Origin of the sequence: Synechococcus sp. CCAP 1479/9 (assembly GCF_019038535.1) — a bacterium.
Taxonomy (GTDB): Bacteria; Cyanobacteriota; Cyanobacteriia; order PCC-6307; family Cyanobiaceae; genus Cyanobium.
Genome location: NZ_JAFKRK010000008.1, coordinates 226,180 through 247,178, shown reverse-complemented (window position 1 = coordinate 247,178; position 20,999 = coordinate 226,180). Strand labels below are relative to the sequence as shown.

Here is a 20,999-nt window from a genome sequence, read left to right as displayed (position 1 = left end):
GGGTCGAATCACCAGGAGCTTCATGATAAGGGCCCTTTGCCGGTTCCCCGCCCAGTCGCCATGGCCCTGCGGATCGCCACCTGGAACGTCAACTCGGTGCGCACCCGACTCGATCAGGTGTGCGCCTGGCTCCAGGCCGAAGCGCCCGACGTGCTCTGCCTGCAGGAGACCAAGGTGGCCGACGAGCTGTTCCCCCACGCCGCCTTCGAGGCCCTGGGCTACCGGGCCGTGATCAGCGGACAGAAGGCCTACAACGGCGTGGCCATCCTCAGCCGGCTGCCGATCGAGGACGTGCGGGTGGGCTTCGCCGCCCTGCTGCCGGACGATCCGGCGGCCGAGGAGCTGGGCGAACAGAAACGGGTGATCAGTGCCTGGATCGAAGGGGTGCGGGTGCTCAACCTCTACGTGCCCAATGGCTCGGCCCTGACGTCGGACAAGTACCCCTACAAGCTGGCGTGGCTGGGGTACCTGCGGCGCTACCTGGAGGCCCAGGACGCCGAAGGGGAACCCCTGGCGATGGTGGGGGACTTCAACATCGCCCTGGAGGGCCGCGATATCCACGACCCGGACCGCCTCAGCGGCGGGATCATGGCCAGCGATCCGGAGCGGCAGGCCCTGAGGGGCGCCCTGGGCGAGCGCCTGGAGGACGTGTTCCGCGTCTTCGAACCGGACGCCGGCCACTGGAGCTGGTGGGACTACCGCACCGGCGCCTGGGACATGGACAGGGGCTGGCGCATCGACCACATCTATCTCTCCGAGGAGCTGCTGGCCTGCGCCACGGGCTGCGTGATCCACAAGGGGGTGCGCGGCAACGCCCAGCCCAGCGACCATGCGCCGGTGGTGGTGCACCTGGCCTGGCCGCCCGAGCCGGCCGAGGACGGGGACGACGACGGGGGCTGGTGAGGGGCGCTGGTGAGGGGGCTCGGGGCCCTCACCCTCAGGCCAGAAACGCCGCCAGGGCCAGGTCCGGGCGCCGCACCAGGGCGAACAGGGTGCCGTTCTGGCCGCGGCTCACCCGCAGTGCGTCATCGAGCACGGTGACATCGAGCCAGGCGGGAAAGCTCTGCCGCACCTGCCGGAACAGCTCCAGCCGCTGGTCTCCGAACCTGGGCCCCAGCCAGCCCCCGCGCTCGAAGCGCACCGACACCCGCTGGTGGGGGGCCTCGGGAGCCACGGCGATGCTGGCCTGCACGGCGATCCCCGCCAGGGGCCCGAGGGGGCCGGCCGGCCGCAGCAGGTTCAGGGCACGGCCGCCGGCGGGATCGAGCAGCTGCAGATTCTCCAGCCAGGGCCTGACCGCCAGATAGGGCAGGGAACTGCTGCTCCAGCGCAGCTCCCACACCCCCGCCAGCTGGTCAGCCTGGGCCGTCAGATCGGCGGGCTGCAGGTGCTCCAACCGCTCGATCAGGGCCTCGATGCGCCCGGCGGCGGGGGCTGCAGCGCCGGAGGATCCGCCCCGCAGCAGCCCCAGCAGCTCCTGCCGGCAGGCCTGGGCTTCGTCGGCGCCAGCGGCAGGGCCATGGGGGATGGCCGGGGGAGCCTGCGTCACTGCTCTCACCCGCGGCACGGGGGCGCAACAGGATCCATGCTGCCAGGCGCCGACGGCCATCGGATACCGTGTCGCCCGGCCTGCTGGCCGAACCGATCCCACCGCAGACCCCGTGACCCTGACCACCGTCGATGTGACCCTGGTCGGGGCAGGGATCATGGGCGCCACCCTGGGCACCCTGCTGCGGCAGCTGCGGCCGGACCTGCGCCTCCTGCTCGTCGAGGGCCTGCCCCGGGAGGCCCAGGAAAGTTCCAGCGCCTGGAACAACGCCGGCACGGGCCATGCGGGGAACTGCGAGCTCAACTACACCCCGATGGCGGCGGACGGCTCGATCAGCCTCGCCAAGGCGCTCGACATCAACGAAGCCTTCGACCTGTCGCGCCAGTTCTGGACCCACCTAGTCCGCGACGGGGCCCTGGGCTCCCCCGGGGCCTTCATCCAGGGCGTCCCCCACATGAGCTTCGTGCTGGGGGAGGAGCGGCGGGCCTACCTGAGGGAACGCCACCGGCAGATGGCCGCCCACCACTGCTACCGGGGGATGGCCTACAGCGAGGACCACGCCCAGGTGGCGGCGTGGGCGCCGCTGCTGATCGAGGGCCGGGATCCGGCCCAGGCGATCGGCGCCACCCACATCGCCGCCGGCACCGACGTGAACTTCGGGGCCCTCACCAGCCAGCTGCTGGATCACCTGCGGGCCAGCGGGGCCTTTGAGGCGCGCTTTTCCACGGTGGTGCAATCCCTGGGGCGCCGGCCTGAGGGTGGCTGGCGCCTGGAGACCCGCAACCAGACCACCGGGGAGACCCGGCTGATCGATTCGGGCACCGTGTTTCTCGGGGCCGGCGGCGGCGCCCTCACCCTGCTGCAGAAATCGGGGATCCCGGAAGGGCGCGGCTACGGCGGCTTTCCCGTCAGCGGCCTGTGGCTGCGCTGCGGCGACCCCGCGGTGGCCAGCCGCCACCACGCCAAGGTCTACGGGATGGCGGCCGCCGGCTCACCGCCGATGTCGGTGCCCCACCTCGACACCCGCCTCGTCGACGGCCGCCACTGGATCCTGTTCGGGCCCTACGCGGGCTTCTCCAGCAAGTTCCTCAAGAGCGGCTCCCTCTGCGACTGGCCCCGCTCCCTGCGGACCGGCAACCTGCTGCCGCTGCTGGCGGTGGCCCGGGACAACCTGCCCCTGACCCAGTACCTGGTCGGCCAGGTGTTCGCCAGCGCCGAACAACGCTTCGCCGCCCTGCGCGACTTCTATCCGACCGCCCGCCCCTCCGACTGGACCCTGGCGGTGGCCGGCCAGCGGGTGCAGATCATCAAGGCCGATGCCCGGCGTGGCGGAGTGCTCCAGTTCGGCACCGAGGTGGTGCACGCCGCCGACACCTCCCTGGTGGCCGTGCTGGGGGCCTCCCCCGGCGCGTCGGCCGCCGTGGCGATCGCCCTGGAGATCCTCCACTCCTGCTTCCGCGAGAAGCTGCCCGACGGCTGGCAGGACACCCTGAAGCGGATCCTGCCCTCCTACGGCGAATCAATTCGCAGCGACGCCGACCTCTGCCAGCGGATCCGCAGCGAGAGCGCCGAGGTGCTGGGGCTGGCGCCGCCGGCCTAGGGCCGGCGCGGCGGCAGCAGCAGGCCGGCCCGCACCGCCCACGGGGACAGGGCGAACAGGCGCAGCATGGCCGCCAGCAGCTCCGGCACCGTCAGGGTGTTGGCCAGGAAGCCATACCACTGGGGGCCCGGCAGGGAGAAGAAGCTGGCGAAGAACTGGCGCAGCTCGGCTTCGCTGAAACCCATCAGCTTGCCCAGCCCGAACTGGTACAGGGCGTGCTTACTGCGCAGCGCCGGGGGCCAGAGGGCGCCCCAGCCCGCCCGGGCCAGCAGGGCCGAGGGGGCATCGGCGTCGGCCATCGCCGCCGCCACCGCCGCCGCCACCGCCGGGGCCCGGCGCAGCAGGGCGCCCACCATGTAGCCCGAGGCCGGGTGCACCATCGACGCCGCCCCGCCGAAGCCCAGCACCGGCTGCTGCAGATCCGGCAGCGGCAGGTTCATCGGAAACAGGCAGAACTCCTCGTGCTCCACCTCCAGCACGCGCACGCTGCGGTGGGCCAGGCGCCGGTGGAGGCGTTGCTGGAGCACCTCGAAGGGCACCGGGGGAGCCAGGGCCAGCGATGTCTCCTCGACGAAGAAGCGGCCGCCGCCCAGGTCCATCGCATAGAGAAAGGTGGGGGGCTCGGCCCGCTCCGCCTCGCTGAGGTGGTCAGCGCGGTAGTCCATCAGCACGAACTGATCGGCCTGCACCGGCGGCGCCGAGAAGCGGCCGATGACGCCGTAGGCCGACTGCCCGGCCACCGGGCCCCGGTCGGGCCGCTGCACCAGCACCGGCTGATGGCCGGTGGCGTCCACCACCAGCCGCACCTGCAGCCGGCGCCCATCCGCCAGCTCCACCGTGCTCAACGCCCCGGAGGCATCACAGCCGCTGGCCAGCCCCTGGAGCATCTCCACCCCGCCGCGCCCGCAGGCCTCCAGCCAGTGCCGCTGCAGGGCGGCGCGGTCGAACAGGCCGTAATCCCGGCCATGGGTCGTGGGGCGGTTGGCCGCCGCCTCCGGGTCCGGAGCACCGGGGCCGAAGTAACTGACCGTGTGGCTCCAGCGGTGCTCCAGCAGATGGCCCAGGCCCAGGGCGTCCACCTCGTCCCCCCAGATGCCGTAGGTGTTGGGCCAGGGGGCGCGCGGATCGTCGGGCGCCAGCAGCGCCACGGCCAGCCCCTCGTCCGCCAGGGCCGCCGCGATGCAGAGGGCGGCGGGGCCGCCGCCGAGCACCAGCACGTCCCTCGCCATCTCGCCGGTACGGTGAGGGGTCATCCTGCACCACGGCCATGCGCGGTGTCGCTCGCCGACGGCTGGCGACGCTGGCCTGCCTGGGCCTGCTCCTGATCCTGGCCCTGCTGGCAGGTGCGGGTTCCGCCGTGCCGAGAGCGGGGGTGTCGACGGCGCCCCCGATGGGAACGCCTTCCGCAGTGACGATCCGCGTCTCCATGGCAGTGGACAACGTCTACCGCTTCTCCTCGCGGGAGAAGACCTTCAGCGTCGAAGGGACGCTGCGGCTGTCGGCACCGGCGGAGGTGATGGGGCGGTGGCTGGCGGCCGGCGTGGATCCCCTCACGCTGGTGCGCTTCCAGAACCTGGTGGAGCCCTGGGACTCCCTGCTGGAGGCCAGCAGCGGTCCGCTGCGGTTGGGGGCGGATCTGGGCCGCGACTACCGCTTCAACGGCAACTTCTACTCCGATGAGATCGACTATCGGGGATACCCCTTCGGCACCCTGCCGCTGCAGATCCGGCTGGTGCCCGACCCCAGCTTTCCCGCCACGATCGCCAAGCCGCCCCGGATTCGGCTGGAAGCCGACAGCGCCGCCTCCGGCGTCAGCCGCCGCAGCAACATGAACGGCTACCGGCTCCGCAGCTGGCGCCTGTTCCCCAGCCGCGGCGGCGTGGAGATGGAGCTGCTCTACGACCCGATCGGCTGGGCGGCGCTGGTGAAGTGGCTGCTCCCCCTGACAATCACGATGGTGGTGATGCTGCTCACCCCCAACCTGCGGGCCGGCTTCAGCTCCGAGCGCCTGGCGATCCCACCGGTGATCCTGCTGACGCTGGTGTTCATGCAGCAGGCCTACCGCGACTCCCTGCCGTCCCTGCCCTATCTCACCGTGATGGATGGGCTCTACGCCTTTTCCTACCTGGTGACCCTGGTGTTCTTCTGCGAGTTCATCTGGTGCGCCAACCGGCTGGATCGCCTCGCCAGCGACGGCGGCGGCCCGCAGCGCCCACGGCTCGAACGCCGCATCGAACGGCTGGAGCTGGGCCTGCAGCTGGCCAGCCTGGCCGGCTACGGGGTGCTGCTGCTCTGGGCCCTGGGCCAGCGCTGAGCCCGCCGGGGGCTCAGTCGGCGCTGGGCTCAGTCGTCGCTGGGATCAGTCGTCGCCGGCCTCAGGGTCAGTGGGCTCCTCGCCGGCCGGGGCCCCGGGGGCGTCCGTGGGGGCGTCCGTCGGGGGCGCAGCCTCAGGTGCAGAGACGGCTGTGACATCCACGGCGTCCACCGCCGCGCCATCGGCCAGCTCCTCCTCCTCGGCGGCCGGCGGCACCAGCACCACTTCGGTGAGGCGATCGCCGGCATCCAGCTTCTGCAGCCGCACGCCGGTGGCCGCCCGGGACTGCTGGGGAATGGCGTCGGCCTTCATGCGCACGATCACCCCCCGCTCGCTCACCAGCAGCAGCTCCTCGCCGGCCCCGAGCACCTTGAGGCCCACCAGCACGTCGCCGTCGCGGCGGAACTTGATCGCCCGCAGACCCATGCCGGCGCGGCGCTGCAGCCGGAACTGATCCACCGGCACCCGCTTGCCGAGACCGCTGGCGCTGGCCACCAGCACCCAGGGACCCTCACTGGGGGCGACCTCGTCACCCTCCTCCTCATCGGCGCCGGTCTCGGCCGTGCTGGCCACCCGGTCGGCCAGTTCCGCCGTGAGCACATCCATGCTCACCAGCTCGTCGCCGGGTCGCAGGTTCATGGCCCGCACGCCGCGGGCGGTGCGGCCCAGGGGACGCAGCTCCTCGTCACTGAGGCGGAAGTGGATCGTCATCCCCTTGAGGGAGCCGATCAGCACGCTGTCGCCAGGCAGGGCCAGCCGCACCCAGCGCAGGGCGTCACCGTCCTCGAGGGAGATGGCGATCAGGCCGTTGGAGCGGATGTTGCTGAAGGCCGACAGGCGGGTGCGCTTGATGTAGCCGCCGCTGGTGAGCATCACCAGCTGGACGTCGTCGTCGAAGGCGCTCACCGCCAGCAGGGAGGTGATGGCCTCCTCGCGGGGAATCGGCAGCAGCTGCACGATCGGCGTGCCCTTGGCGGAACGGCTGGAGATCGGCACCCGGTAGGCGGGAATCGAATACACCACCCCCCGGTCGCTGAACAGCAGCAGGGCGTCGTGGTCGTTGCAGCTGATGAACAGCTTCACCGCCTCCTCGCCCTGGCTGCGGGTGCCGGCCTTGCCGCGGGTGCCGCGGCTGGTGGCCTCGAACTCGCTCACCGGCATCCGCTTGAGATAACCGTTCTCGGTGAGCAGCACCACCGAGCGCTCGTTGGCGATCAGGTCGATGTCCTCCAGCCCACCCTCGAGGTCGAGGATCTCGGTGCGGCGGGGGGAGTCGTAACGGGCGCGGAGCACCTGGAGCTCCTCCTGGATCAGCCCCAGCACCCGCTCCCGGCGGCCGAGGATGTCCTTGTAGTCGGCGATCTTGGCGACGAGGTCGTCGTGTTCGAGCCGGATCTTGTCGGCCTCCAGGGCCGTGAGCCGCCGCAGCTGCATCTGCAGGATGGCGTCGGCCTGGATCTCACTGAGGCCATGGCGCTCCTGGAGCTGGGCCCGGGCGGTGGCGGTGTCGGGGGCGGCCCGGATGAGGGCGATGATCGGGTCGAGCTGGTCGAGGGCCAGCAGCAGACCCTGCAGGATGTGGTCGCGCTCCTCCGCCTTGCGCAGGAAGTAACGGGTGCGCCGCTCGATCGTCTCGATGCGGAACTCGAGGAACACCCGCAGCATCCTGCCGAGGGTGAGCAGCACCGGTTCGCCCTTCACCAGGGCCAGCATGTAGGCGCTGAAGTTGTTCTGCAGCGGCGTGAGCTTGAACAGGTTGTTCAGCACCACCTGGGGGTAGGCGTCGCGACGCAGTTCGATCACGATGCGCATGCCGTCGCGATCGCTCTCGTCGCGGATGTCGGCGATGCCCTCGAGCTTCTTGTCGTTGACCAGCTCGGCGATGCGCTCGATCAGGGAGGCCTTGTTGGTCTGGTAGGGGAGTTCGGTGATGATCACCGCATCCCGGTCGGGGCGGCCCTTGGCTTCCACCGTTTCGATGGAGGCCACGCCGCGCATGGTGATCGAACCCCGGCCGGTGGTGTAGGTCTCGCGGATGCCGCGGCGGCCGAGGATCTGGCCGCCGGTGGGGAAATCGGGGCCGGGGATGATCGCCATCAGGGCCCGGTCCTCGATCTCCGGATCGTCGATCAGGGCCAGCAGGCCGTCGATCAGCTCGGTGAGGTTGTGGGGGGGGATGTTGGTCGCCATCCCCACGGCGATGCCGGAGGAGCCGTTGAGCAGCAGATGCGGCACCCGGGCCGGCATCACGGTGGGTTCCTGCTGGGAGCCGTCGAAGTTGTCGATGTAGTCGACGGTTTCGGCTTCGATGTCCTCCAGCAGGCTGTCGGTGGTCAGGGCCTGCAGCCGCGATTCCGTGTACCGCATCGCGGCCGGCGGATCGTTGTCGACCGAGCCGAAGTTGCCGTGCCCGTCAATCAGGGGCATCCGCATCGAGAAGTCCTGGGCCATGCGCACCAGGGCGTCGTAGACGGCCGTGTCGCCGTGGGGGTGGTACTTGCCGAGCACCTCCCCCACCACACGGGCACATTTCCGGTAGGGCCTGTCGCTCGTGAGACCGAGCTCGTACATCGCGTACAGGATGCGCCGGTGCACCGGCTTGAGGCCGTCGCGGGCATCGGGCAGGGCCCGGCCCACGATCACGCTCATCGCATACTCCAGGTAGGAGCGCGACATCTCATTGCGCAGGTCGGTCTGGATGATCCGTCCGTCGGATTCACCGGGTCCGGTTGGATCCGCCATGCAAGACCGTATGGGGCACAACCCACTCTATCGATGACCCTGCCGGCCCGGAGTGAATCGGCCCTGCGCCAGCGCCAGCGCAAGGGTGTGCTGCGGGTGCGGGCCGCCGCCGACTTCCGCCGGCTGGTGGCCGAGGCGGGGCTGGCGGAGGCCTACGCGGCCACCGACGTGGTGGTGGCCGCCAATGCCGAATTCACCGATCAGGGCAGCCTGCACCTCAACATCGGCCCCAGCGATCCGCCGATCCGCTTCCGGGATGCCCAGCTGGAATCCCTCGGCGCCCAGAGCGGCGGCGGTGGCGGCGACCTGGTGCTGCCCATCGGCGGTGGGCTCGGGGAAGCCCAGCGGCAGGGGGGCGCCCACCTGCTCGACCGGCTGCTCCGCGGCGGGAGCCTGACCCTCGCCGCCACCGGAGACATCACCGCCCTGCACCCCCGCCGGGACCTGCAGGCCCAGCTGGATCTGGAGCGGATCGGCTCCGGCCGGCTGCTGCTGCACCGGGGCATCACCGAGAACGGCCTGGTGGCGGTGAGCAGCGCCGAGGGGGTGCTGCGCAGCCCATGGGGGCCCGTGCTGGGACCGTTCGGCAATGCCCTGCACAGCTGCGGCGGTGCCGGCAGCATCGGCCTGACCATGCCGGGGCTGGCGCTGCTGGGGCCTGGTTCACCGGTGCTGGTGGCGGGGGCCATCGGCTGGGTGGTGGGCAGCGGCAGCGGCCACCAGCCCGGCGTCCCGCGCTCCGCCGCCGGCCACGCCCTCAGCCCCGGGGCGGTGGCGACGGTGAGCGTGGATCTGCACGGCCTGCGGCCCGAATGGCTGCGGCCCTGCTTCTTCGAGGGCCACGGCGCCGCCCTGCTGGTGGGCCTGGCGGCTCCGATCCCCCTGATCAACGAAGCGGTCGCCCGCCAGGCCGCCTGCGGCGACGAGGACCTGGAGGCGCCGGTGCTGGATGTCTCCATTCCTCGCCGCCTGCGGCCCCGCCTCGGTTCGGTCAGCTACGCCCGGCTCAGGTCCGGCCGGATCCAGGTGGAGGGACGCCGCGTCACCGCCGCTCCGGCCCACAGCCCACGGCTGGCCGAGTCGATCGGCGCCGAGCTGATCACCTGGCTCGAGGAGGACCGCTTTCCGCTGCGCCTGCCGGTCCGGCCCCTCTCCGGCCGTGGTGGGCTGATTCCCCTCGACAGCTGAACTCCCTGCACACCTCCGGGGCGGTGGGGGAAAACGGCCGTAAGCTCCGCCGTGAGCTGCCGGCGCCTGCCATGGCCGAGACCCCCTTCAGCCCCGAGCCCCCCTCCAGCCCTGAGGGCCAGGAGAACGGACCGTCGCCGCAGCCGTGGGCGGCGGAACCCGTGGCCCATGAGCCTGAGCACGCGGCCCCCGACCCGTTCGGCGTGAGCCCGGAGCCGGAACCGGAGCCGATGAGTGCCGGGTTGGAGCCCCTGGCCGAAGCCGACAGCGAGATCCCGGCGCCGGTGCCCACGCCTGTGAGCGAGCCGGAACCCGGCATCACCGCCACCCTGGAGGTGCCCCCCCTGGAGGGCTCGGCGGAGCCGGGCGGCGAGGGCGGCGGCGAGTTCGATCTGCTGCTGCAGAAGATCAAGGACTGGCTGGGCAGCGGCGAACTGCAGGCCCAGTGGCAGCGCTTCCGTGGCCCCCTCAAGGGGCTGGCGATCCTGATCGGGGTGGTGCTGCTGCTGCGGGTCTACGCGTCCCTGATCGGCACCCTCGACAGCCTGCCCCTGGTGGGCGGCCTGCTGGAGCTGGTGGGCCTGATCGCCGCGCTCCGGTTCACCGCCACCCGGCTGGTGCGCAAGAGCGACCGGGACCAGGTCTTCGCCGACTGGAGCCGCCGCTGGAACGACTTCCGCGGGCGGGAGTGATCCAGGGCACGGGCACGGGCCGGGGGCCATCGCGGACCGGTTGATAGTTTGTGCCCACTGTGTCCGTCCAACGGTGAACATTCAGCTCGGTCGCTCCCGGACCGTACGCCGCGCCTACGGCATCGATGAAATCGCTCTGGTCCCGGGCGGTCGCACCGTCGATCCCGAGGTGACCGACAGCAGCTGGAGCCTGGGGGGGATCCAGCGGGAGATCCCGATCATCGCCAGCGCCATGGACGGGGTGGTGGATGTGGGCATGTGCATCGAGCTCACCCGCCTGGGGGCGCTCGGGGTGCTCAACCTTGAGGGCGTCCAGTGCCGCTACGACGACCCCGAACCGATCCTGGAGCGGATCGCCTCGGTGGGCCGCGACGAGTTCGTGGGCCTGATGCAGGAGCTTTACAGCCAGCCGGTCCGTGAGGACCTGGTGCGGCAGCGGATCGCCGAGATCAAGGCGGGCGGTGGCATCGCGGCGGTGAGTGCCACCCCGGTGGCCGCCCTGCGCTTCGGGGCGGCGGTGGCGGAATCGGGCGCCGACCTGTTCTTCGTCCAGGCGACGGTGGTCTCCACCGAGCACATCGGCCCGGAAGGCCGCCAGACCCTCGACCTGGCCGCCCTCTGCCGCGACCTCGGCGTGCCGGTGGTGATCGGCAACTGCGTCACCTACGACGTCACCCTGCAGCTGATGCGGGCGGGGGCCGCCGGGGTGATGGTGGGCATCGGCCCCGGGGCCGCCTGCACCTCCCGCGGGGTGCTGGGCGTCGGCATTCCCCAGGCCACGGCCGTGGCCGACTGCGCCGCCGCCCGGGACGACTACGAGAAGGAGAGCGGCCGCTACGTGCCGGTGGTGGCCGATGGCGGCATCGTCACCGGCGGGGACATCTGCAAGTGCCTGGCCTGCGGGGCCGATGCGGTGATGATCGGCTCCCCGATCGCCCGGGCCGCCGAGGCCCCCGGCCGCGGTTTCCACTGGGGGATGGCCACCCCCAGCCCGGTGCTGCCCCGGGGCACCCGCATCAAGGTGGGCACCACCGGCAGCCTGGAGAAGATCCTGCGCGGCCCGGCCGGCCTCGACGACGGCACCCAGAACCTCCTGGGCTGCATCCGCACCTCCATGGGCACCCTGGGGGCCCGCACCCTCAAGGAGATGCGCGAGGTGGAGGTGGTGGTGGCGCCCTCCCTTCTGACCGAGGGCAAGGTGTACCAGAAGGCCCAGCAGCTGGGCATGGGCAAGTAGGTCGTCCCAGGTCTGGACGCCACGGCCTCAAGGCGAGATGGGGGCTAACCTCTGGATGTGGGGGCTCCGGCTCGCACACTCCTCACACCCCCCGGCCCGGCGTGTCCGGGCTTTTTGTCTTCTGCCGCCGTTTCCCGGCGGCCCTGCCTCCGGGTTCCGCTACGGCCTGCAACGCTGGCCCCATTCCCGGGAAGAGCGGCCGAACCCGGTTGCTAGATTCACTACATCCCGAGTCTGCAAGGAATGTCCAGCGCCGCTGCCGTCACCGACGCCTCCTTCGAGCAAGACGTGCTCAAGAGTGATGTGCCCGTGCTGGTTGATTTCTGGGCACCCTGGTGTGGTCCCTGCCGCATGGTGGCCCCGATCGTCGATGAAATCGCCAAGGAATACGAGGGCAAGATCCGCGTCTACAAGCTCAACACCGACGAAAACCCCAACGTCGCCAGCCAGTACGGCATCCGCAGCATTCCCACCCTGATGCTCTTCAAGGGTGGTCAGAAGGTCGACACCGTGGTAGGTGCCGTTCCCAAGAACACCCTGTCGGGCACCATCTCCAAATACCTCTGACACCGCTCCGCTGACGCCGCGCCTCCCCCCGAATCCCCCGCCGGCGGCGGGCATCAGCCCCCTGCAGGCCCTCGCCGAAGCTCTCCACGGCCACCCCCAGCGCCGTCAGATCGAGCGCGCCGTGGTGTCGCTGCTCCAGGTGGCGCGTCAGGAGAAGGAGGAGGAGGAGTGGCGCCTGATCGCCGGCTGTCTGGCCGACATCAGCGAGGCCCTGGAGGTCTTCCGCCCCAGGCGCAGCGCGCGCAAGATCAGCGTCTTCGGCTCGGCCCGCACCCGCCGCGAGGACCCCTGCTACCTGCTGGCCGAGGACGTCGCCCGCCAGGCGGTGGAGGCCGGTTTCGAGGTGATGACGGGAGCCGGCGCCGGCGTCATGGAGGGCGCCAACAGCGGCGCGGGTTGCGAGCACAGCATCGGGCTGAACGTGGATCTGCCCTTCGAGCAGCATCCCAACCCCTACGTGAGCGCCTGCGATGGGCGCCTCCTCTACTTCCGCTACTTCTTCACCCGCAAGCTGTTCTTCCTGATGGAGAGCGATGCCCTCGTGGTGATGCCCGGGGGATTCGGCACCCTCGATGAACTGTTCGAGTGCCTCACCCTCATCCAGACGGGACGCACATCGCCGATTCCCCTCGTGCTGCTCTCCCCGGACGGCGACGATTTCTGGAAGGTCTGGAAGCGCAACGTGCACCAGGAGCTCGCCACCCGGGGACTGATCTCCCCGGAGGATGTGGATCTGATGGTGGAAGCCTCCAGCGCCGAGGACGCCGTGGCCCACATCTGCCGGTTCTACCGGGTGTTCCACAGCGCCCAGCTGGGCCAGGACCGCATCGAGCTGCTGCTCAACGCCGAGGTACCCCGCAGCCTGCTGCCGGAGCTGAACCGCCGCTTCGCCGACCTGCTGGAGGACGGAGCCATCCAGACGGGTGAGGGCGTCGACGACAACGGCCTGCTGCGGCCCTGCCTGCGGCTGCGCTTCGACAAGCGCCGCGTCGGCCGGCTCTACCAGTTCATCGACCACCTCAACGGCCTCGACCTGCCGGCCTCCCCGGCCCTGGAGCATCCGGCCGAGCGGGTCCCGAGCGTCAGCCAGCCATGAGCCGCATCGGCCTGATCGACTACGGCATGGGCAATCTCCATTCGGTGCAGCGCACCTTTGCGCGGCTGGGCGCCGAGCTGGTGAGCGTGCACGACCCTGCCCACCTGGAGGCCTGCGACGCCCTGGTGCTGCCGGGCGTGGGCGCCTTCGATCCGGCCATGGAGCGGCTGCGCTCGGCCGGGCTCGAGCCGGCCCTGCGCCGCTCCTGCGCCAGCGGCCGCCCGCTGCTGGGGATCTGCCTGGGGCTTCAGTTGCTGTTCGAGGCCAGCGAGGAAGGCCGAACCGATGGCCTGGGTGTGCTGGCAGGCCGCGTGCGCTCCCTGCCGCGGGTGGCGGGCCACCCCCTGCCCCACATGGGCTGGGCGCCCCTGATCCCGGCCACCGCCAGCCCCCTGCTGCCGGCCGCCACCCCGGAGGCCTGGGTCTACTTCGTGCACTCCTTCGCCGCCGAGCCGGCCGACGCCGCGGCCACCACAGCCCTCGTCGACTACGCCGGCACCCCGGTGACCGCGGCGGTCTGGCAGGGGACAATCGCCGCCTGCCAGTTCCACCCGGAAAAGTCCGGCCCCGTGGGCGAAGCGATGCTGCGCCGCTGGCTCGACTGGGTCGGCTCCCTGTGACGCTGCGGCTGAGCGGTGGGCGGCGGCTGCAGAGCCCCCCCGGCGTCACCGCCCGGCCCACCGCCGCCCGGGTGCGGCTGGCGGTGATGAACCTGCTGGCCAACCGGGTGCCCGGCAGCCGCTGGCTGGACCTTTGCTGCGGCAGCGGCGTGATGGCCTGCGAGGCCCTGCAGCGCGGTGCAGCCGAGGTGGTGGCCGTGGAGCGGGACCGCCGCATCGCCGCGGTGGCCCGGGCCAATCTGGAGCTGGTGCGGCAGGGCCGGTCGGCTTCGCCCGAGGCCACCCCCCGCTGCCGGGTGGACGGCGATGAGGTGCTGCGCTGGCTGGGCCGCAGCGACCCGAGCGGTTTCGATCTGATCTACGCCGATCCGCCCTACGCCGCCGGCCTGTACGTCCCGATCGCGGCGGCGGTGCTCAGGGGCGGCTGGCTGGCTCCCGGTGGGATTCTGGTCTGGGAGTGCGCCAGCGACGGCGTGCCGGAGGTGCCCCGGGGGTGGCAAGCCCGCGATCAGCGTCGCTACGGCGGCAGCACGGTGATGCTTCTGGAAGCACGGACTCCGCAACAGGATGTGGTTCCAGGCCCCCAGGATCAGCCTTGTCCGTGATCGCCAGAGGCCTGAAGTCAGCCGACCCGACGAACTTCATCAACACGCCATTCAAAGGATGCAGGTCTTCTGCAGAAAAGCGGCCCACCTGACAATCGACACCTTTTCCGTCTGAATTCTGTTGATCATCAGGTTGAGCCCTCTGGGCTGTCCCCGGCCGTGGTGGTCGGCTTCGCCGCCTTCACGCGGTGCCGCGGCGAATCCATGGCCCGGCTGCAGAGCCGGCAGGGACGCGTCCTGAGCAGCAGACCATCCACCCACCTTTGAAGGATGCGCGTGTTGCGCCTGCATCGGCCTGGCGGTGGAACGCCTGGACGATCCACGAGCGCATGGCCAACCACCCGGTGATCCGATTCGGAACCAGGCGGCCGGACTGGCTAGGGTGTGTCGGAACGAACGCTCAGCCCCCGAGGGCACTGCCCCGGCGGTACTGGTTCCAGGCCGCCACGAACAGCCCCACGAGCGTCACGGGGATCAGTCCAAGCACGATGCCGCAGAGGAGGGGTTCGATCATGGAGGGGCAGTCGGTTCTGGCGATGCACAATTCTTCCACGACCACCGCCGGCAACGCGAGACCCACCGCAGCACTGTGATCAGTCCGTCTCCCACCACCCCGGCCGCCGTGACGCCCTCCACCCCCCTAGGGGGCGAACAACCCCTTGCCAGGCGCCGCAGCCTGGTGGCGGCCCTGGCGACGCTGGCGGCGGTGGCCTGCATCCTGCTGGTGGTCGTGGTGCTGCCGGCGGCCCGCGCCGATCCCTACACCCGCCAGACCCTCGAGCTCACCGGCTCGGCCACCGATGGGGGCCGCCTGTTCCGGCTCAACTGCGCCGGCTGCCACGGGCTGGCCGCCCAGGGGCTGGTGGGCCCGGATCTGCACGGCGTCGAGCGGCGCAAGAACGATCGCCAGCTGATCCAGCAGGTGGTCAGCGGCCGGACACCGCCCATGCCCAGCTTCCAGCCCGAACCCCAGGCCATGGCCGATCTGCTGGCCTTCCTGCACTCCCTGCCTTGAGCCCCACGCTGGTCCTGGTGGAACCGGCCGGCCCCCTGAACGTGGGCAGCGTGGCCCGGCTCTGCCGCAACTACGGCATCGAGGATCTGCGCCTGGTCGCCCCCCGCTGCGATCCCCTCGGTGAGGAGGCCCGGCTGATGGCCGTCAAGGGGCTGCCCCTGCTGGAGCGGGCGACCGTCTTCCCCACCCTGGCCGCCGCCCTGGCCGACTGCGGACGGGTGGTGGCCGCCACGGGCCGTCCCGAGGGGGAGCCCCTGCCCCTGGAGGACCCGGATGAGGCCCTGGCCTGGCTGCTGGCCGGCGAGCGGGCCCTGCCGTCGGCGCTGGTGTTCGGCCGGGAGGACCGGGGGCTGAGCAACGACGAGCTGCTGCAGGCGGGCCGGCTGCTGCAGATTCCCACCCCTACCCCCCACGGCTCCCTCAACCTCTCCCATGCCGTGGCGGTGGTGCTGCACGACCTGCACCGCCTCGGGCGCCGCGGCCCGGCCCAGGTGCAGGCCCCGGCCCCGCAGGCCCCCGTCGGGGAAGGCCCCTGCCCCCGGGGGGCGCTCGAAGCCATGCTCGACGACGCCCGGGAGCTGCTGCTGGAGGTCGGCTTCCTGCTGCCCCACACCGCCGCCGCCCGGATGGCCAAGCTGCGGGCCCTGCTGCAGCGCGGTCAGGTCAGTGGTCCGGAGGTGGCCCTGCTGCGGGGCATGGTGTGCCAGTTGCGCTGGGCGAGCCGTCGCCCTTTCCCTTCTTCCCAGGACCACTAGCGTCGGACATCGCCCCAGAGTCCTGCATCCGTGAGCGCTGGCCGTCCATCCCGTCCCCGCAGCAGCAACCCCTGGCTTCGCCCGGTGGGGCTGGTGCTGCGGCTGATCGTGCTGGGCGTGGGCCTGGGGGTGATCGTGGGCACCGCCCTCAAGCTGATGGCACCGCGCCTGGTCCAGGGGGCGATCGGCACCCCCGCGCCGGCAGCACCGGTGGTGAAGAAGCCCGGCAGCGGCCCCATGGCCCTGGGACGGTTCGAACCGCGCCAGGAACTGGTCGGCCTCAGTCAGCAGTGGACCCGGCTGGCGGCGGCCCAGAAGGGGCTGACCGCCAGCGCCTTCCTGCTGGTGCTCGACGACGGCCGCTTCGCCCAGATGCAGCCGGACCTGCCCCTGTCGGCGGCCAGTTCCATCAAGGTGCCGATCCTGCTGGCCAGCCTGGAGGATCTCGATGGCGGCAAGCTGCGCTGGAACGAGCCCATGCCGCTCACCAAGGAGGTGGTGGGGGGCGGCGCCGGCTGGATGGCCAACAAGCCCCTGGGCACCCGCTTCCCCTTCTTCGAGGCCGCCACGGAGATGATCCGGGTGAGCGACAACACCGCCACCAACCTGCTGATCCGCCGGCTGGGCGGCAAGACCACCCTCAACACCCGCTTCCGCAGCCTCGGCCTGACAGCCACGGTGGTGAACAACTGGCTGCCGGACCTCGACGGCACCAACACCACCAGCTCCCGCGATCTCGCCCGCTCCATCGCCCTGGTGGATACCGGCGACAAGCTCACGCCCCGGGCCCGTGACCTGTTCCGGGAGATCATGGCCACCTCCCGCACCAACACCCTGATCCCCCTCGGCCTGCTGATGGGGATGGGCAAGGACTCCTCCGATCCCGACAGCGAGCTGCTGCCGGAGGGCATCACCGTCTACAACAAGACCGGCGACATCGGCATCGCCTACTCCGACGCCGCCCTGATCCAGCTGCCCAACGGCCAGCGGGCCGTCCTGGCCCTGATGGTGAAGGGCCCCTTCAACGATCCCCGCTCCGCCGAACTGATCCGGGCGATGGCCGGGGCCGTCACCAAAACCCTCATCAAACGCTGATGAACGCCCCCATCCGCGCCCTTCTGCTGCCCGCTCTGGGGCTGGCCGCCTTGGGCGGTCCCCTGTTCGCCCAGGCGCAAACCGCCCCAGCGCCGAAGCCCGCCCCAGCGCCGCAGGCAGCCCCAGCGCCGCCGGTGCTGCGCCCGGGCACGGTGGCGCCCCTGCCGGGCCGGCTGGACGCCGTGCCGATGGTGAACGACAACAACCCCGAGGTGATCAAGGGGCCCGGCATCCTGCTGTCCACCTTCGATGGCCAGCGGGGTTACGACGGCCGTCCCCTGGGCGTGCCGGCGGCGCACCTGAACGCGGCCGTCAGCGGCCCCTTCGAGCTGTTCAGCCATCACATCTACGCCGGCACCCCCGAAAGCCTCGACTCCACCCTCTGGCTGGCGGTGGTGGCGGCCCCGCGGGGCAAGGTCCCGGTGAAGCTGCGGACCGTGGCCGGCTCCACCGCCCTGTCCCAGTCGGTGAACCCCGACCAGCCCTCGGCCCCCTTCCTGCCCCTGCCGGCCCTGATGGAGCAGGGCACCACGCCGATCTGGGCTGGGCCCGGCAGCCGGGTGGCCACCGAGCTGCTGGCCCGCCAGCGCAGCCCCCTGGTGCCGGAGGGCTGGACGCTGCCGCCGGGGCAGCTGAGCACCCTGATGGTGCTGCCCCTGCCGGTGCGCGGCCTCGATCCGCTGCTCAACGGCCTCAACCTGCAGCTGCGTCTCAACAGCGACGGTCCGGTGGATGTGGCCACCCTGGCCGCCTTCGGCCCCGTGGATCGCCCGCCGGATCCGGCCGTCTGGCAGCGCCTGCTGCAGGGCGGCCTCAGCCCGAAGGAGCACAGCCCCAGCCCCCGGGGGGCCAACGGGCCGATGATCTATTCCCGCGTCAGCGGGGTCCAGGAGGGAAGCGCCTGGGCCGGGAGGATCACCGATCCGGGCCGCCCGACCCTGTCGGTGAGCCGGGCCCCGATCTCCTGGCCGATCGCGTCGCTGGAGCGGGGCACCCTGGGCACCGGCCAGGTGCAGACCGCCCCCCTGCGCGCCTTCTACCCGGGCACCGCCTGGGCGGCCCATGGCAACTACGGCGTCACCTACGACCTCAGCCTGCCGCTGCGCAACGACACCCCCAAGCCGGTGCAACTTGCCCTGGCCCTGGAATCGCCGCTCAAGAGCGACCAGCCCCTGGGCGGCCTGCGCTTCAACACCACGCCGGCGCGGGCGGTGATGTTCCGGGGCACCGTGGAGGTCAGCGGCCTCGACAACGAGGCGGGCGGCCCGGGGGGACGGCGCCGCTTCCACCTGGTGCTGCGGGCCGGTCAGGAGGGCCCGCCCCTGGGCACGGTCAGCCTGCGCCCCGGCCAGGAACGGCAGCTGCGGGTGCGGCTCATCTATCCCGCCGACGCCACCCCTCCCCAGGTGCTGTCGCTGATTCCGGTGGTGACGCCGGCGGCCCCAGGGGCGGCTGTGAAACAATCCGGGACTTCGCCCGCAAGCCGTCCGTGACGCCAACCAGGAAGCGCAGGGTCTTCCCCTTCACCGCCATCGTGGGTCAGGAGGAGATGAAGCTGGCGCTGCTGCTCAACGTGATCGATCCCCGCATCGGCGGGGTAATGATCATGGGCGACCGGGGCACGGGCAAATCCACCACCATCCGGGCCCTCGCCGATCTGCTGCCGGCGATCGACGTGGTGGCGGGGGACCCCTACAACAGCTCCCCGAGCGACCCCGACCTGCAGAGCAGCGAGGTGCGCCTGCGGGCCGAGCGGGGCGAACAGCTGCCGGTGGAGGCCCGCCAGGTGCCGATGGTCGACCTGCCGCTGGGGGCCACCGAAGACCGCCTCTGCGGCACGATCGACATCGAGAAGGCCCTCAGCGAGGGCGTGCGCGCCTTCGAGCCGGGGCTGCTGGCCAAGGCCAACCGCGGCCTGCTCTACGTCGACGAGGTGAACCTGCTCGACGACCACCTGGTGGACGTGCTGCTGGATTCGGCCGCCTCGGGCTGGAACACGGTGGAGCGGGAGGGCGTGTCGGTGCGGCACCCGGCCCGTTTCGTGCTGATCGGCTCCGGCAACCCGGAGGAGGGTGAGCTGCGTCCCCAGCTGCTGGATCGCTTCGGCATGAGCGTGGAGGTGCGCACCGTGCGGGACCCGGAGCTGCGGGTGCAGGTAGTGGATCAGCGCACCAGCTTCGATGCCGACCCCGACAGCTTCAGCGACCGGCTGCAGAGCACCCAGGAGGCCCTGCAGGCCCGGGTGGTGGAGGCCCAGGAGCGGCTGCCCCAGGTGTCCATCGACGACGACCTGCGCATCCGCATTTCGGCGGTCTGCGGCGATCTGGACGTGGACGGCCTGCGGGGCGACATCGTCACCAACCGGGCCGCCCGGGCCCTGGCGGCCTTCGAAGGCCATCTCGAGGTGAGCGACGACGACGTGGCCCGGGTGGTGGCCTGCTGCCTGCGCCACCGGCTGCGCAAGGACCCCCTCGAGCAGATCGACTCCGGCGAGCGGGTGGTGAAGACGTTCTGCAAGGTGTTCGATCGCCCCGCCGGCGACCCCTCCGCCTTCCAGCTGGCCCTGGCGGGGTGAGGATTCTGGGCATCGATCCCGGGCTGGCGCGCGTCGGCTACGGGGTGATCGATGTGGAAGGTCGCTCCGCCGCGGGCGGCGGCCACCAGCGCCTGCTCGACTGCGGCATGATCCGCACCGAACCCGGCCGCAGCGACGGGGATCGGATGGTGGAGATTGCCCGCGATCTGCGGGTGATCGTGCGCCGCTGGCGGCCCCAGCTGGCGGCGGTGGAGAAGTTCTTCTTCTACCGCTCCAGCACCACGATCGCGGTGGTGCAGGCCCGGGGGGTGGTGATGATGACCCTGGCCCGCTTCGCCATTCCGGTGGTGGAGTTCCCGCCGATGCAGATCAAGCTGGCGCTGGCGGGTTCGGGCCATGCCGAGAAGGACGAGGTGCTGGCGGCGGTGATGCGGGAGCTGGATCTGGAGCACCCCCCCCGCCCCGACGACGCCGCCGACGCCCTGGCGGTGGCGTTGACCGGCTGGTTTCAGCGGTGAGTCCGCCCGCCGGCGAAGGCAGCTCCAAGGAGGAGCTGCGGCGCCTGTTCCGCCAGAGGCGGCGGCAGTGCCTGGCTGCGGCCGCCCCGGGAATCCTGGCGACGGCCCGGCGGCACCTGGACGTCCTGCTGGCGCCGCGGCCGGGCCGCCTCGGCCTCTACTGGCCCCTCGGCAGCGAACCGGACCTGCGCCCCCTCGCCCCGGCCTGGGCCGGCCGGCTGGCCCTGCCGGCGGTGGCCGGCCCGGAGCTGGTGTACCGGCCCTGGGCGCCGGGCGATCCCCTGGCCGCCGATACCTGCGGCATCCCGGCGCCGACCGTGGGGGCGGCCGGCCCGGAGCCGCGAGAGGACCTGGACCCCGCCGCCATGGCCCTGCTGCTGGTGCCCGCCCTGGCCATGGACCCCGGGGGCCTGCGGCTGGGCTCCGGGGGCGGCTGGTACGACCGGCTGCGGGCCGATCCGCGCTGGGCGGCGGTGCCCGCCCTGGCGGTGCTTCCCGCCGCCTGCCTCACCACTGCCCTGCCCCGGGATCCCTGGGACATTCCCTTCGACGGCTGGATCGATGAGCGCGACTGCCATCTGACACCGGCAGGTCAGCGGAAGGTTGCAAGCTCTTAACGATGGAGCTGCGGCCGGGACAAGGTCCCGATCGTTTGCCAGGATCGGGGCAGTGCATCCGTGCCGTCCTTGGATTCCATCCTCTCGTCGCTCCAGAACCGTCCCCTGACGGCCGCCGAGCGGGTGATGACCTCCGAGATCCAGGGCCGTGGCGCCTCCAGCGACGCCCTCTCGATGATGGTCAGTTCGGTCGCCAGGATGGTGCAGGCGGGCAAAAGCAGCGATAGTCGCTGGAAAGCCTCCTGATTCACGG

Annotated in this window: 22 protein-coding genes; 18 read left to right on the top strand and 4 right to left on the bottom strand. The window is 71.6% G+C overall.

Annotated features, from left to right (window positions below):
* Nucleotides 1-66: 66 nt before the first annotated feature.
* Nucleotides 67-903, top strand: coding sequence for an exodeoxyribonuclease III (xth, locus tag KUG38_RS04180; protein ID WP_216919301.1), 837 nt, complete (start codon nt 67-69; stop codon nt 901-903).
* A 34-nt stretch (nt 904-937) separates the two neighbouring features.
* Here xth and KUG38_RS04175 read toward each other — a convergent pair whose 3' ends face one another.
* Complete coding sequence (locus KUG38_RS04175; protein WP_353617707.1) at nt 938-1,558, bottom strand: PAP/fibrillin family protein; 621 nt, start codon at nt 1,556-1,558, stop codon at nt 938-940.
* A 103-nt stretch (nt 1,559-1,661) separates the two neighbouring features.
* On the opposite strand from KUG38_RS04175, the gene mqo reads away from it, so the two are divergent.
* Nucleotides 1,662-3,149, top strand: a complete 1,488-nt coding sequence (gene mqo, locus KUG38_RS04170; RefSeq protein ID WP_216919244.1) for a malate dehydrogenase (quinone) — start codon at nt 1,662-1,664, stop codon at nt 3,147-3,149.
* Here the strand turns inward: mqo and crtL are convergent.
* Nucleotides 3,146-4,402 (bottom strand): lycopene beta cyclase, encoded by a 1,257-nt coding sequence (crtL, locus tag KUG38_RS04165; protein WP_216919242.1) that lies wholly within the window; start codon nt 4,400-4,402, stop codon nt 3,146-3,148. The two genes, mqo and crtL, sit on opposite strands and share 4 nt — an antisense overlap.
* Nucleotides 4,403-4,416: 14 nt before the next feature.
* Here crtL and KUG38_RS04160 point away from each other — a divergent pair, with 14 nt between their 5' ends.
* Nucleotides 4,417-5,463, top strand: a complete 1,047-nt coding sequence (locus KUG38_RS04160) for a ligand-gated ion channel (RefSeq protein ID WP_216919240.1) — start codon at nt 4,417-4,419, stop codon at nt 5,461-5,463.
* Between the two features lie 45 nt (nt 5,464-5,508).
* Here the strand turns inward: KUG38_RS04160 and gyrA are convergent, their stop codons facing one another.
* Nucleotides 5,509-8,205, bottom strand: a complete 2,697-nt coding sequence (gyrA, locus tag KUG38_RS04155) for a DNA gyrase subunit A (RefSeq protein WP_286195599.1) — start codon at nt 8,203-8,205, stop codon at nt 5,509-5,511.
* A 33-nt stretch (nt 8,206-8,238) separates the two neighbouring features.
* Here gyrA and KUG38_RS04150 point away from each other — a divergent pair, with 33 nt between their 5' ends.
* The 7 genes from KUG38_RS04150 (at nt 8,239) to rsmD (ending at nt 14,210) form a co-directional block, all read left to right on the top strand.
* Entirely contained in the window at nt 8,239-9,393 is a 1,155-nt protein-coding gene (locus KUG38_RS04150; protein WP_216919238.1) for a homocysteine biosynthesis protein, read from the top strand.
* A gap of 71 nt (nt 9,394-9,464) precedes the next feature.
* Entirely contained in the window at nt 9,465-10,085 is a 621-nt protein-coding gene (locus tag KUG38_RS04145) for a CAAD domain-containing protein (protein ID WP_216919236.1), read from the top strand.
* A 73-nt stretch (nt 10,086-10,158) separates the two neighbouring features.
* Nucleotides 10,159-11,322: a GuaB3 family IMP dehydrogenase-related protein gene (locus tag KUG38_RS04140; protein ID WP_216919235.1), complete on the top strand. Its 1,164-nt coding sequence runs from the start codon at nt 10,159-10,161 to the stop codon at nt 11,320-11,322.
* Between the two features lie 243 nt (nt 11,323-11,565).
* Complete coding sequence (gene trxA / locus KUG38_RS04135; protein WP_015110798.1) at nt 11,566-11,889, top strand: thioredoxin; 324 nt, start codon at nt 11,566-11,568, stop codon at nt 11,887-11,889.
* Nucleotides 11,840-12,985 (top strand): LOG family protein, encoded by a 1,146-nt coding sequence (locus KUG38_RS04130; RefSeq protein ID WP_353617706.1) that lies wholly within the window; start codon nt 11,840-11,842, stop codon nt 12,983-12,985. The genes trxA and KUG38_RS04130 overlap by 50 nt, the downstream gene beginning before the upstream one ends.
* Nucleotides 12,982-13,605, top strand: coding sequence for an imidazole glycerol phosphate synthase subunit HisH (hisH, locus tag KUG38_RS04125; RefSeq protein ID WP_216919234.1), 624 nt, complete (start codon nt 12,982-12,984; stop codon nt 13,603-13,605). Before KUG38_RS04130 ends, hisH begins: the two co-directional genes overlap by 4 nt.
* The gene (gene rsmD / locus KUG38_RS04120) at nt 13,602-14,210 is read left to right on the top strand and encodes a 16S rRNA (guanine(966)-N(2))-methyltransferase RsmD (protein ID WP_216919233.1); all 609 of its coding nucleotides are present in this window, start codon (nt 13,602-13,604) and stop codon (nt 14,208-14,210) included. The genes hisH and rsmD overlap by 4 nt, the downstream gene beginning before the upstream one ends.
* A 400-nt stretch (nt 14,211-14,610) precedes the next feature.
* Here the strand turns inward: rsmD and petG are convergent, their stop codons facing one another.
* Nucleotides 14,611-14,724 (bottom strand): cytochrome b6-f complex subunit V, encoded by a 114-nt coding sequence (petG, locus tag KUG38_RS04115; protein WP_015110794.1) that lies wholly within the window; start codon nt 14,722-14,724, stop codon nt 14,611-14,613.
* 108 nt (nt 14,725-14,832) lie between these two features.
* On the opposite strand from petG, the gene KUG38_RS04110 reads away from it, so the two are divergent.
* From KUG38_RS04110 to KUG38_RS04075, 8 genes are all read left to right on the top strand, one after another.
* On the top strand, nt 14,833-15,225 hold the full coding sequence (locus KUG38_RS04110) for a c-type cytochrome (protein WP_216919232.1): 393 nt from the start codon (nt 14,833-14,835) through the stop codon (nt 15,223-15,225).
* On the top strand, nt 15,222-15,980 hold the full coding sequence (locus KUG38_RS04105; RefSeq protein ID WP_216919231.1) for an RNA methyltransferase: 759 nt from the start codon (nt 15,222-15,224) through the stop codon (nt 15,978-15,980). Before KUG38_RS04110 ends, KUG38_RS04105 begins: the two co-directional genes overlap by 4 nt.
* 30 nt (nt 15,981-16,010) lie before the next feature.
* Nucleotides 16,011-17,075 carry a serine hydrolase gene (locus tag KUG38_RS04100; protein ID WP_353617705.1) on the top strand — a complete coding sequence of 355 codons (1,065 nt, stop codon included), beginning with the start codon at nt 16,011-16,013 and terminating at the stop codon, nt 17,073-17,075.
* Nucleotides 17,075-18,568 (top strand): DUF3370 domain-containing protein, encoded by a 1,494-nt coding sequence (locus tag KUG38_RS04095; RefSeq protein WP_216919230.1) that lies wholly within the window; start codon nt 17,075-17,077, stop codon nt 18,566-18,568. Before KUG38_RS04100 ends, KUG38_RS04095 begins: the two co-directional genes overlap by 1 nt.
* Nucleotides 18,565-19,650: a magnesium chelatase ATPase subunit I gene (bchI, locus tag KUG38_RS04090; RefSeq protein ID WP_216919228.1), complete on the top strand. Its 1,086-nt coding sequence runs from the start codon at nt 18,565-18,567 to the stop codon at nt 19,648-19,650. The genes KUG38_RS04095 and bchI overlap by 4 nt, the downstream gene beginning before the upstream one ends.
* Entirely contained in the window at nt 19,647-20,129 is a 483-nt protein-coding gene (gene ruvC / locus KUG38_RS04085) for a crossover junction endodeoxyribonuclease RuvC (protein ID WP_094584836.1), read from the top strand. The genes bchI and ruvC overlap by 4 nt, the downstream gene beginning before the upstream one ends.
* Entirely contained in the window at nt 20,126-20,746 is a 621-nt protein-coding gene (locus tag KUG38_RS04080) for a 5-formyltetrahydrofolate cyclo-ligase (protein WP_216919226.1), read from the top strand. Before ruvC ends, KUG38_RS04080 begins: the two co-directional genes overlap by 4 nt.
* A gap of 69 nt (nt 20,747-20,815) precedes the next feature.
* The gene (locus KUG38_RS04075; protein WP_216919224.1) at nt 20,816-20,992 is read left to right on the top strand and encodes a hypothetical protein; all 177 of its coding nucleotides are present in this window, start codon (nt 20,816-20,818) and stop codon (nt 20,990-20,992) included.
* The last annotated feature ends 7 nt before the right edge of the window (nt 20,993-20,999 follow it).